Here is an 11,951-nt window from a genome sequence, read left to right on the forward strand (position 1 = left end):
GGTAAAATTTTAGTATTTTTCAGCCTATTTTAAGCATATAATTTGTCATTTTGTGCTACTATTGCGCTTACAAACTTTTAAAGGAGTTCAAAATGAAACTAGTTAAACTTAGTTTAGCGGCAGCAGTCGCTGCAGGTGCTCTTGCTATGAGTGCAAGTGCTGTTCCGTTAGAGGAAGCTATCAAGGATGTGGATCTAAACGGATACGCTCGTATGCGATATACACACAATAATGAATCCGATAAAAATGTCCACCGCGAGAAATCTAGTGTCTGGGAATTCAAATCCGAAGTAGATTTCAAAGCTAAAATCGACGATAACTTCTTTGGTGTAGTAGGCATTAGATTTATGGATGAAGATCATGGCGAATCCGCTTCTTCTTCAAATAGTCAATATCATGGCAATTACGGCGCAAGAAGAGAAGACCCGGATTCTGATTTCGATATTGCTAAGGCTTACTTGGGATACACTATCGGCGGTACTACGATTGCAGTTGGTCGCCAGGGCATAGGCTCATTCTTTACCGATGATATGTATGGAGATGGCGTTAAGATTACTAGTACCGATATCGAGGGCTTAACAATTAGTGGCTTTTGGATGGATTCTTTAGAGAATGATGGCGATATTTCAAGCCTTGATTGGGCTAGAGTAGATGGTAAATTAACTACCGATCATAATCTATATGGCATAGGCTTTATGGGTTCATACGATCCGGTATCTTTCCAGCTATGGTATAACGCTCTAGAGGATGTTGCACAGCTTTTCGCTGCAGAACTAGCTCTAAATTTTGATATCTCTGATGATTTTAATCTCGGCGTAAAAGGTCAGTATGCATTTTCTGATTTCGATGGCGACTATAAAAATGTAGTAGGTGCCGATGATGCAGATTTCTGGGCCGCAGAAGCAAGTGCTGGTTTCTTTGGCGTTGATTTAGCTGCGGGTTATTTGAAATTTGAACCTGATCATAAAGACAGCCTTTCTTTTGTATCCTTTGAAGATCAAGGCTCTTTCATCAGCCCGGGTCAGGAGTTGCTAGATTATAGGAATTTTACTGGCGAAAATCACTACTGGTATGTAGTAGCAGGCTATACCATCCCTGATACTGGCATCAGAATCGGCGCTGATTACCTAGACGGTAAAGCGCATGGTGACGATGCATACGAAGTAGTAGGTAGAATTTCTTATAAATATAATGAAAAGCTAAGCTTTAAAACTTGGTATTCTCACTATAAAATTGATGATGCTTATGGCACAGATCGCGATGAGAAAAAAGATCGCATTAGATTCGAGGCTAAATACAGCTTCTAATTATTTACCTTATACAGGTAAAATTAGGGCGAAGCTTTTGCTTCGCCCTTTTTAAATTCTAAATCAAGGTTTTCTATGAAAATTTTTAAAATTTCTTTTTTAGCATGTTTTTTTGCCTTTAGTTTAAATGCCGCGGATAAAGCAAATGATGACACGTATGTATTCGAAGCCAAAGGTGAGTTTGCCAAAGAGCTAAAATCCCTGATCGAAAAGCATTCTAAAGATGAAAACGTAACTGTAAATATCTACAAAAACGCTCCGGTCGCAGGCAGTAAAACCCATAGCGGCAAGGTAAATCGAAATACAAACTCTCTAAAAGAAAAAGGCGGAGCGATCTTTGCCGAAAAGTGCGCTTCCTGCCACGGCGAGAACGGGCAAAAAAAAGCCTATGGAGTATCGCGTAAACTCAAAGATATGGACGCCAAAGAGATATCGATAGCTATGTCGCAATACACTACAGATCTAAGTTATGGTGGCAAGATGAAAAATATCATGCAGCCGATCGCCGCTAAGACGGGCGCTACGGAGCTAGGCTACATCATTGCTTATCTAAAAGGCGACGATTCGTTCCTATACGATAGCTCGTCTAGTAGGAGCACGAATACTGAAATTTCGACCGCCCCGAGCGAGCAGGGCTCATACCTAAAATAAAGGAGCGTAGATGAAAGTAGCGATTGTTTTGGCAAACGGTTTTGAAGAGATCGAGGCGGTAAGTTTGATCGATATTTTGCGCCGCGCGGAGATCGATGCAGCATCCGTGGGGCTGGATAAGAAATGCGTCCGTGGTGCGCACGGCGTAGAGATGATCGCCGATGAAATTTTAGGCGATATAAAAGTTTCGGAATTTGATATGATCGTTTTGCCCGGCGGCTTGCCTGGAGCCGAAAATTTGGCAAAGAGCGAGAAGCTGGGGCAGATACTGCGCGACTTCGACGCAAACAATGCCAAGATCGGCGCAATATGTGCTGCTCCGTGGGCACTAGCCACCGCAGGTGTGCTAAAAAGCTCTTACACTTGTTATCCGGGTTTTGAAAATCAGATCGCTCACCCAGGCTATACGAATTCGGCGAATGTCGTAAAAGATCAAAATATAATGACTTCGAAAGGTCCCGCTACTGCAATGGAATTCGCACTGCAAATCGTTCACGAGCTAAAAGGCGAGCAGGTTTATTCCAAGCTAAAATCCGATTTGCTTTTTAAATAAAATCTCAAGTTAGAGCCGATTCCAACGCGCCTTATTTTGCATTTGTAAAACGGGGCGTGCTGATTTTGCCACGCCTGAGAACTACAAATTTTATCTTACTCTGCAGGTATAAAATAGCCACAATATTTATTCTGAGTATCCGTAGACGATGAATGGAATTCCCACAACTCAAATTTTAAATTGAAAAACGCAAAAGACCTTGTGCGTGACAGATGGAATTTTATTGGAGCTAGTCGCTATTGAAACTAAACCTTACCGTCGCGACGGCGTGAAGCGTAAGCATAAAAATATTTTAGGCGTAGGCTCTCAAGCAGACATCCCCGAGTTGAATAAATTTCAGTGCGGCATCTTCGCGATGTACTCGCTAGCTGAAGCTAAGCAGATTGCTCAAATGCGCTAAATAAGGGTATCGGCGTGATTAAAAACGACGAGATCGCGCTGGATCCAAGCAAGATAAAATAGTTTTGAAATTTAAGAGATGGCGCAAAATTCTAGCACTATCTCTTTGGGCACCGCTTGTTCCGCGATCAGTGTATAACGCACCATAAAATATTATCGTAAAATATGCAAAAATTCGGGGCGCAAAAATGCGTATCTGCTAAAACAAGCCGGAGGCAACATCTATTTATAAGCCGATTTAGCTTTATAAACCGACTTAGCGCTTGGCGTAAAGTCTGCGCCATGCGAGGTTTTTGATAAAAGCTACGATTTGGCTTTAAGCTGGGTGGCAGAAGCGCACAAGCAAAGCTTATATCAAATTTAATAAATTTATCTAGCAGAGCAGTTTTAAATTTAGAAGAATTTTTAAAATTTCGTCTTAAATTAAAGCCGAAATTTTATCCACAAATACCATGCTTGTGCGCCTTCTTACTTTTAGATGCGATCTTCAATCCTCCAAAAAAAATCGCACAGTAAAATGTGAATTTAAAATTTTTATTTAAGGTTGCGTTGCGAGTTTGGAGCTTGAAATTTCACTTTCGCTGCACGAAAAGAATGCTAAAATTCCGCCGAAACCGCGCCGGATGCGGTGAACTTAAAGGAGCGAAAATGCAAAGAATTTTTCATATAAAAGATGCTATTTGCAGCGACGAGCGAGCCGTAAAAACAACATTTTTTACTACGGAGGCCACTTGCGGCGCGGTTTGGATCGTCAAACGCGGCCAGGTCGTAGCGCCTCATATCCACCCAGACGGCGATGACGTGTGGATCTGCTTAAGCGGACGCGGCGTGTTTTATCCGAGCAAGGGCGAGGAGGTGCCGATCTGTGCGGGCGATCTAATCATTTCCAAAAGCGGAGAGTGCCACGGTATGAAAAATACGGGCGGTGAGGATTTTGTGTTTGCAAGCGTTACGGCGCCGATTCCGTGCGGCTACGAAGCGCTTTGAATTAAAATTTGCCAGAGATTTTGTGGTATTCGTAAAATAAATTAGCGCCGCAAAGAGTTGAATCAGAATTTGTCCGTAGCGTTAAATTTCATAAATTTAGCCGCGCTTTTGTACAATTTCAAGTGCCGCGCAATCTGCGGCGAGATTAAATTTGAGGCAAAAGATGTATGAAGATTTTACGCAAGAGCCAAAGGATGAGCGCGCGCAAAAGAAGCGCAAAGCTAGGGCGCGCAAGGTAGAAGCAGATCGTAAGCCGGCGCGAGACGCGCCTCGGGGCATGCCGCTTTGGCGCAAGATCGTGCTTGGCGCGATATTTGTATTCGCGGCTTTTAGCGTGCTTATTCTGGCGGCTGTTATAAATTCCAGCGACGACTACTCGCCGCAAGAGCAGATCAAATACAGCGATTTTTACAAAAAAGGAGACGAAATTTACGCCCTCGTGGTGGGCGCGGGCTATTTTGCGATATCAGGCGCGGATGCGGCGAGCTTTCGGGTTTTGGATTTCGGCTCCGGCTACCGCTCCAACGTCGCGGCGGATAAAAACGCCGTATATTGCGGAAATATCGCGATGAGCGAGCTAGAGCCCGCGCGCACGAAAGCTGTAGCGTTCGGATACGTAAGCGACGGACGGATCAGTTATTTTTGCGACGGCGAGGCGGTGCCGAACGACGCGCTGGGGGCGTTTAAGCTTACTTATGAAACCTTGGCGCATATTTTTTGGGATGCGCCCAAACCGCAAAGCTACCTCTATAAATTTAAACGAATGGACGCTACAAATCTGCGCCAAATCGCGGGTTTGTATTACGCGGCGGAGGGTTCGCGCGCGTTTTATAAAGGAGAGATTTTGCCGGGCGCGGATGCCGCGAGCCTGCGCCGGATAGAGGGAAGCGATGGGCGCGCTAGCGGCGTTTACGCCGCAGACGGCGCGAACGTGTATTTTAAAAACCTGCGCCTTGACGCGCGCGATAACGGCGGGCATTACGAACTTTTGAGGCAGCGGTTGGATTATTTTTTGTGGGATGCGAAAGGCGGCGACGTTTTTGCGAACGATTTAAAATTTGACTCTGCCGCCGCGCCCTATATTCCGCTAAATAGGCAGTTAGCGCACTCAAACCATCTACTTTTTGCCTCCCCTGGCGGCATCTATTATTTCGACGAGAACGACGGAAAGCAAAAGCGCGCGGCAGACAATCCCTTCGCGGGCGAAGTTCACGCGCTTAGCGGCAGCGTGTTTCAAAGCGGCGAGCGGATATATTTTTTGGAGCGCGCGGATGTTTGGGGCGGCGGCCGCAGCACTCGCAGGCTGGTCGCTCGCAAAAGCGGACTTTTCGCGCTCGAGCTGCCGCACGAGTGGCGCAGGGTCGGCGGCGTGCACGGCGGGCTATACGGCTGGGTCTATTCAAACGGCGGGCGATTTTTCTACTTCGACGATCTGGGCTCTTCGCAGCTGATCGATCGGTGCATTTATGAGATCGGGGATCTAAGCTTGGTTGAAATTTTACTTCAAAAACAGGGCGTCGGCACGGATAAAATTCGCGAGATGATAAAGAGCGGCGGACTTGAAGCGGTGGACGGCGAGCTGCTTTTCGAAGTAAAGACGCGGGTGGAATTTTAGTGCGCCGAAATTTTAGAAAATTTTCGTCGCACGCTTCATAGGACTAGGCAGAATTAGCAGTCCTTATCGCTTACGAGCAGGGTTTCTTTATATGTGAATTTGAAATAAAACGTCCAAGCTAGCGGGCAAGCGATAAACATCACGATAATGGGAAGCGGCGAAGCCAAAGCAACCACTAAAAATATCGAGATATAGCTGATTACAAAAAATAGCGCATAAGCGATCGGCAAAAGTCGCCTAAACGCGAATGATAAAAATAGCATATAAGCAAAAGCGATGAAAAATGGAGCAGAGTTGGAGTATGTCCCTAAAGAGTATGCCATGACGAAAAAGGCAGCTAGCGCCGCCGCCGTAAGCCGTATATCGCGCGATAGTAAAAGATGCGCGCAAAATGCGACGAGATAGAACGAATACGTAAACTCAAAAAAGGCATCGCACCCGACTATACAAGAGATTAGATCGTACTTTTTGCCAAAAATCACGTAATTACAAAGCGTTCTTATTACCATAAATATTGCCGTGAGCAAAACGGGGTGGAGTAAAACCCACTCTGCTTTAGAGATGGGTTTATTACGACGAAGCACGCTTGAATCGTCGGTATAATTTCTAAAATATCGCACAAAAGCCCCCGTTTTTAAATTTAAAATTTATACCATTTGCAAACTCCGAATTTGTGCTGTCTTTAAATTTTAAATCCGCTCGCGTATTTCCAGACTTTAAATTTACGCACGCATTTTGTAGCTCAAAATTTCCTACGCGTGCTAACGCGGTGCCTAAAATTTTATCATCCGTCATAGCGTCATAAATTTTGTCGCGGCATGCGGCGCTGTAAAATTCGGCGTAGTATTTTACGCTACGAATTTTGCTGCGTCTAGCAGCACCAAATCTGCCCGCAAGTAGCGCACCGCAAATCTCGCCTCTTAAAAAAGCATTGCAAATTTTACCCATGCGAGCGCAGAATTTCGCCGCATAAAATTCTAAAAATTTCGCCGCTGAAGCAAGCCTTTCGTGCTGAAGTTTCGCGGCGTAAGCTCGCATATCCGCGCTCTCACACATAGATATACTCGCTCATCAGCGGCTGCAGCCCGCCGCCGCGAATCGCCTCACAAACCTCGCTTACGCTGCGCGCATCGCTGATCTCGAACTGCTCGTCGCCCCTCTGCTCGCTGTGTCCGCCGATACCCACGCTCACGCCCGCCGAAATTTTGCTCGCCGCGATCCTAATCGCATTGTCGCGGAAGCCCGCCCTCTCGCGCGTGGAGATCGTGATCTGCGCACTTGGCAGCAGCAGCCGATACGCGCACATCACCTGCAGCAGCTCGCGCTCACCGACGTCCTTCGGATTTATTTTGTCGTTGTTGATGATCGGGCGCAGGCGCGGCACCGAAAAGGAGATCTCGGCGCGCGGGTACTTGCGCTGAAGCAGCCACGCGTGCACGCCCGTAGCAAAGGCATCGCGGCGGAAGTCTCCGAGCCCCAAAAGCGCCGCGAAGCCCACGCCGCGCATACCGCCTCTAATCGCGCGCTCTTGGGCTGCGAAGCGATACGCAAAAACGCGCTTGTTGCCCGCAAGATGCAGCTGCGCGTAGCGCGCGGGATCGTAGGTTTCTTGAAAAACGGTGACGAAATCGACGCCGCAAGCGTGCAGATAGGCGTAATCGACGGAGTTTAGCGGATAAATTTCGACGCCGATTACCTTAAAATACTGCCGCGCGAGCTCGCAGGCGCGCCCGATGTAGTGCACGGGGCTGTTTTTCTCGCTCTCGCCGGTGAGGATTAAAATTTCTTCTAGCCCGCTCGCCGCTATCGCCTCAAACTCCGCCTTTAGCTGCGTCTCATCGAGCCTTGCGCGCGCGATTTTGTTTTTGCAGTTAAAGCCGCAGTAAACGCAGAGATTATCGCAGTAGTTTGAGATGTAAATCGGCGTGAAAACGGCAACGTTGCTGCCGAAATGCGCCGCCTTCTCACGTGCCGCAGCTTGCGCGATCTGCTCCAAATGCTCGCCCGCGCGCACGCTTAGTAACGCCGCAAAATCGCGCAGACTTCTATTTTTCGCGCCGATCGCCCTTTGCACGTCAGCCTCGCTCGCCTCCTTGCAAAAGCCCTCGCGCAGAGCGAGCGTACGCTCCATCATCTCGCTTCCGATATCCTCCATGCCCGCTAGATAGCCGGTTTCGTTCATCTTTAAAATTTTCCTTTTAAATTTTCATTTAAATTCCACGCGGCACGCTTTTGCGTGTAAATTTAGGCGCCGCAAAGTTTCTTTTCGTTTGGTTTAGAAGCGCATTTTAGCAGGTTTTAGGTAAAAAATTACAAAACGAGGGGTGTCTATTCGCATTTTAAATTTTAGTGATTTTTAAAAGATGAAAGAATATACTTTCGTAAAATTTTAAGGAGAAGCGATGAAAAAAATCATTTTAGGTTTAGCCCTGTTGGGCTCTTTGGCTTTTGGCATAACTTTTAGCAAAGAGCAAGTTAAACAATTTGAGCAAAATTGCGAAGCAGGCAATATTGAAGCTTGCGGTGACGCCGGCGCTCTTTATCAAAATCCGACCGTATTCGGGGGAAACGCATCCGATAGAGACTATAAAAAAGTGCTTTACTACTTTAAAAAAGCTTGCGATGGAAACGATTATGAAGCTTGCTCGGATTTGGGAGCAATGTATGATAATGGCATAGGGGTAAAAAAGGATTATAAAAAGGCTGTCGAGCTATTCGATAAAGCTTGCGACGGCGGAATCGCGGACGGCTGCAACAATTTAGGTCATATGTATGCAAATGGCAAAGGAGTTAAAATGGATATGACGCGGGCTATGGGATATGCCAGAAGAGCCTGCGATGCGGGGAGCTGGGTAGCTTGCAGGAATTTTGCTTCAGGTCTCGAAGCCAATAACGACAGAGCAATGGCGACACAATACTATCAAAAAGCCTGCGAAATGGGTAAAAAAGACCCGGCGCTATTAGACTATGAAAAAGACTATTTACGAGAATACTGCGATAAATACGACATACTAAAATAGCCCGCCGATCAATCGGGTTTCTCTCGATCGGGCTGCTTTCAGCCCGATTAAATTTTAAAATTTCATCGCCGAGCTTGCTGCGCGTTACACCGCTACCAAATTACTTTTCGCCGCAGTGCTTTAAGACGCCTAGCGAAGTGCGGAATTCATGTCGTTCGGCATAGGGCTTGACAATACGCGCCGATTTAACTCACATGGCGCAAAAACCTTGCGCGATTGTATCCGTACAAACCCAAGAAATGCAAATTCGGCACAAAAAACACGGCTCGCACAACCAAGGGCGCTTAAAATTCTAACCGCTACCTCAAAAATCCCGTTAGCGGCGAGCTTGCGCTGGCCGTCTTGCAAACGGCGCCGAGCCCCGCCAGATAGGCATCGCGCCCCGCCTGCACGCCGAGCGCAAACGCCCGCGCCATCAGCGCCAGATCCCCGCTCGTGGCGATCGCCGTATTTACCATCACCGCAGCGCAGCCCATCTGCATCGCCTCGCAGGCCTCGCTAGGCGCGCCGAGCCCCGCATCTACGATGATCGGCACGTCGATTTCGCCCAGCAAAATTTCGATCATCCCGCGCATCATCAGCCCGCGGTTAGAGCCGATGGGTGCGGCCAGAGGCATCACGGCGGCGACCCCCGCGCTTACTAGATCGCGCGCGACGCACAGATCGGCGTGCATGTAGGCAAGCGGCACGAAACCCTCGCGCGCCAGAGCCTCGCAGGCCTTAATCGTCTCGGCATTGTCGGGCAGAAGGTATTTGCTGTCGCCTATGATCTCGATCTTTACGAAGTCGCCGCAGCCTAGCTCGCGCGCGAGCCGTGCGATCCGCAGCGCCTCCTCGGCGTTTCGCGCGCCGCTGGTGTTCGGCAGCAGCGTGACGCCGCGGGGGATGAAATCCAAGATATTGCGGCTCTTGCTTTCGTTTACGCGGCGCAGCGCGAGCGTGACGATCTCGCAGCCCGCGTGCCGCACGCAGGCGTCGATCATCGCGTGATCGAACTTGCCAGAGCCCATTATCAGGCGCGAGCTAAACTCCTTGCCGCCTAAGATCAGTTTATCGTCCATTCTATCCTCTTTAGTTTAAATTTTCGTTTTTATGCGCGGCGCTAAATGGCGCATATCAGCGCACGGTGATTATACACAGCGAAATTGCGGCACAGATGTGCGCCCTGCTTCTATCGTTATTTTAATGCGCTGCACGACGCCGCGCCCGAGCTTTAAAATTTCTCGTCAAAATTTTACGCCACGACACAAAAATTTTAAAATTTCATGCGCAGACTGCGACTCGCTTCGCTGCGCGGAATTTTAAATCCTACGTCCAAAAGTAGCTCGCTCGCGCCGAATAAATTTTAAAATTCTACTTTCCCGCAAGCTCCGCACGGCAAATGGTTTTAATTTCGTCGATTAAATTTAGATCTCGCGGCTAAATTTACGCGGCGCGCGGTAAATTTCACGCCGTCTTAAAAACGCGCGCTGTATACCCGCCGAAACGCTCTTTGCTTCTCAAAAATAATCGCGCGAGGCCTTTAAATTCAGCGGCAATGCAAGCGCGTAAATTTAGAAACGCCAAAGCGCACGATTAGCGTCAGGCTTAGCCCTCCTCGCCCAAAATCAGCCTAAGCGCGACGTTTGCCTGATGTGCGGCGCAGATCGCCACGCGCGGCGCGAGCAGCCCCACTCCCTGAGCTGCGGCGCTTTTGCGGTCGCCGCAGACGAAGACGTTTTTGCCGAGCCGCGTCGTGCGGATATCGTTGGCGCTGCCGCTGCCCGCCATGCCGCTAGCGCAGATCAAAAAGCGATCCGTGCCGCCGAGCGCGTCGAAAATCATCGCTTTCGCCGCCGCGTCGTCGAAGCACTCGCAAATTATACGCTCGTTTTTTAAAATTTCGGCTACGTTTTGCGCGGTAAGTCGCTCGTTTAAGGTTCGCACGCGCACGAACGGGTTTATACGCGCGATTTTTTCGCGCAGAGCGGCCGTCTTGGGCTTGTAAAGATCGCCGATCTCGTACTGCTGGCGGTTGAGGTTGGTCGGCTCGACGACGTCGAAGTCGATCAAAAAGAGCTCGCCCACGCCCGCGCGCGCAAGCAGGATCGCGACGTTTGAGCCGAGCCCGCCGAGCCCGCAGATCGCCACGCGCGAGCCTTGCAACGCCGCGTTTACGGCGGGGGCATTGCGAGCAAGCATCAGCTCGCGAAGCTCCTGCGGCGCCAGCTTCGCGCCGCACGCGAGCAAAAAGAGCTCATCGCCCGCCTTCAGCGCGCAGTTTTGCGTGCTCGCATAGCCGTTTATCACGGCGATCTCGCCGCTAAATTTAACCTCGCGCTTCAGCCCCTCAAGATCGCTCGCGGCTGTTTCGTAAGCTTTGCCGTTTAATTTTATCTGCATTTTGATCCTAAATTTTATCTTTTTGCCGTTTAAATTTATCGCGCAAATTTAAGCGCGCGGCGCCTTGCATCTGCGCGAACATAGCGCGACTAATGCGGTATTGCGGCGCGGTTGCGACAGAAATCTGCGCGGCTACTACGCACCGCGCAAACGCTCGCACGAGCTGCGGCGTAAGCGAGGCGTAGCGAGCGCATCGCACGCGATTTTAATCTAAAAATTTCATCGTACTTTAACGCGTCATGTTTTGGCCTCGCGCATTGCGTTCAGTTAATACGGCGCCATCGTAGAGCCTCTGTACGAAATACACAGCGCAAGCCAAATCCGCCAAATTTAGCGCATTAACCCAACTTATCGGTTAAAATTTAAAGTCGCGAATCGCTCTAGCGCTTCGCCAAATTTAAAAGCCGCTAAACGCCCGAATAAATCCGCACTGCGGCTAAATTTAAAATTTCAAGCCGAACCGACGAAAAAGCGGCGCACAGCAATATACGTCGTAGCGTACATAGCGGCAGAGATCTCGGGGTAAATTTTAAAACCTCGCGCCCAAATCTCACAACTTCGGCGTAAATTCTAAAACCATGCGCTCAAGCTTATGGTGCCGACGTAGTTTACAGCTCCGCGCCCAGTCGCCGCAGCCGGCGACGCAAATTAGCGTTCCGCCGCCGCAATAAAATTTAAACTCTATCGCCGCGGAGCGAATTTCAAACTCCTGCGCTCGACCGCCGCAGCCTAGCTCACTTTCAAAAATTTAAAGGCTCACCGCAGGCGCCAGACTACCGCGACTTCCTCATAAATTTAAAAACCCAAACGCTGCCGTGTCGCTACGCCATGTCGCCGTATCGCTTAAAATTTTAACGACGGGCGCGCAAATTTTAAGCCCCAGCCGCTGTGTCGCCGTACCGATTAAATTTAGCAACTTCCGCGTAGATTTAAACCTCGACCGCCGTAATTTTTAACGCAATTCAAAGCTTCGCCCTTCAGCCGCCACCTACGAACTCGACGATCTCATATTTTTTGCCGCTTGAGATCTGCGTGCG

General features: G+C 49.0%; 13 protein-coding genes. 7 read left to right on the top strand and 6 right to left on the bottom strand.

Translation table 11 applies throughout. The features are described from left to right. Positions 1-92: 92 nt before the first annotated feature. The 6 genes from Q0236_RS06495 (at position 93) to Q0236_RS06520 (ending at position 5,512) form a co-directional block, all read left to right on the top strand. On the top strand, positions 93-1,307 hold the full coding sequence (locus Q0236_RS06495; protein WP_297916210.1) for an OprD family outer membrane porin: 1,215 nt from the start codon (positions 93-95) through the stop codon (positions 1,305-1,307). A 75-nt stretch (positions 1,308-1,382) separates the two neighbouring features. Continuing rightward, positions 1,383-1,958 (top strand): cytochrome c, encoded by a 576-nt coding sequence (locus tag Q0236_RS06500; RefSeq protein ID WP_297916212.1) that lies wholly within the window; start codon positions 1,383-1,385, stop codon positions 1,956-1,958. Between the two features lie 10 nt (positions 1,959-1,968). Further along, complete coding sequence (locus Q0236_RS06505; protein WP_297916214.1) at positions 1,969-2,511, top strand: DJ-1 family glyoxalase III; 543 nt, start codon at positions 1,969-1,971, stop codon at positions 2,509-2,511. A 223-nt stretch (positions 2,512-2,734) separates the two neighbouring features. Beyond that, positions 2,735-2,911, top strand: coding sequence for an S-ribosylhomocysteine lyase (locus tag Q0236_RS06510; protein WP_297916216.1), 177 nt, complete (start codon positions 2,735-2,737; stop codon positions 2,909-2,911). A gap of 647 nt (positions 2,912-3,558) precedes the next feature. Beyond that, positions 3,559-3,897 carry a cupin domain-containing protein gene (locus Q0236_RS06515; protein WP_297916218.1) on the top strand — a complete coding sequence of 113 codons (339 nt, stop codon included), beginning with the start codon at positions 3,559-3,561 and terminating at the stop codon, positions 3,895-3,897. A 163-nt stretch (positions 3,898-4,060) separates the two neighbouring features. After that, positions 4,061-5,512 carry a DKNYY domain-containing protein gene (locus Q0236_RS06520; RefSeq protein WP_297916220.1) on the top strand — a complete coding sequence of 484 codons (1,452 nt, stop codon included), beginning with the start codon at positions 4,061-4,063 and terminating at the stop codon, positions 5,510-5,512. Positions 5,513-5,565: 53 nt separating this feature from the next. Here Q0236_RS06520 and Q0236_RS06525 read toward each other — a convergent pair whose 3' ends face one another. From Q0236_RS06525 to thiH, 3 genes are all read right to left on the bottom strand, one after another. After that, positions 5,566-6,021: a hypothetical protein gene (locus Q0236_RS06525; protein ID WP_297916223.1), complete on the bottom strand. Its 456-nt coding sequence runs from the start codon at positions 6,019-6,021 to the stop codon at positions 5,566-5,568. 97 nt (positions 6,022-6,118) lie between these two features. Then, a complete protein-coding gene (locus Q0236_RS06530; protein WP_297916225.1) occupies positions 6,119-6,568 on the bottom strand; it encodes a hypothetical protein in 450 nt (149 codons plus the stop codon). Further along, complete coding sequence (gene thiH / locus Q0236_RS06535; protein WP_297916227.1) at positions 6,561-7,694, bottom strand: 2-iminoacetate synthase ThiH; 1,134 nt, start codon at positions 7,692-7,694, stop codon at positions 6,561-6,563. Before thiH ends, Q0236_RS06530 begins: the two co-directional genes overlap by 8 nt. Positions 7,695-7,914: 220 nt before the next feature. Here thiH and Q0236_RS06540 point away from each other — a divergent pair, with 220 nt between their 5' ends. Then, positions 7,915-8,532, top strand: coding sequence for a tetratricopeptide repeat protein (locus Q0236_RS06540; RefSeq protein WP_297916229.1), 618 nt, complete (start codon positions 7,915-7,917; stop codon positions 8,530-8,532). A gap of 299 nt (positions 8,533-8,831) precedes the next feature. Here Q0236_RS06540 and Q0236_RS06545 read toward each other — a convergent pair whose 3' ends face one another. From Q0236_RS06545 to Q0236_RS06555, 3 genes are all read right to left on the bottom strand, one after another. Then, positions 8,832-9,593: a thiazole synthase gene (locus Q0236_RS06545; protein WP_297916231.1), complete on the bottom strand. Its 762-nt coding sequence runs from the start codon at positions 9,591-9,593 to the stop codon at positions 8,832-8,834. Positions 9,594-10,119: 526 nt separating this feature from the next. Beyond that, positions 10,120-10,914, bottom strand: coding sequence for a sulfur carrier protein ThiS adenylyltransferase ThiF (gene thiF / locus Q0236_RS06550; RefSeq protein ID WP_297916233.1), 795 nt, complete (start codon positions 10,912-10,914; stop codon positions 10,120-10,122). A gap of 787 nt (positions 10,915-11,701) precedes the next feature. Then, positions 11,702-11,830 carry a hypothetical protein gene (locus Q0236_RS06555; RefSeq protein ID WP_297916235.1) on the bottom strand — a complete coding sequence of 43 codons (129 nt, stop codon included), beginning with the start codon at positions 11,828-11,830 and terminating at the stop codon, positions 11,702-11,704. Positions 11,831-11,951 lie beyond the last annotated feature (121 nt).

Origin of the sequence: uncultured Campylobacter sp. (assembly GCF_938031315.1) — a bacterium.
Taxonomy (GTDB): Bacteria; Campylobacterota; Campylobacteria; order Campylobacterales; family Campylobacteraceae; genus Campylobacter_B.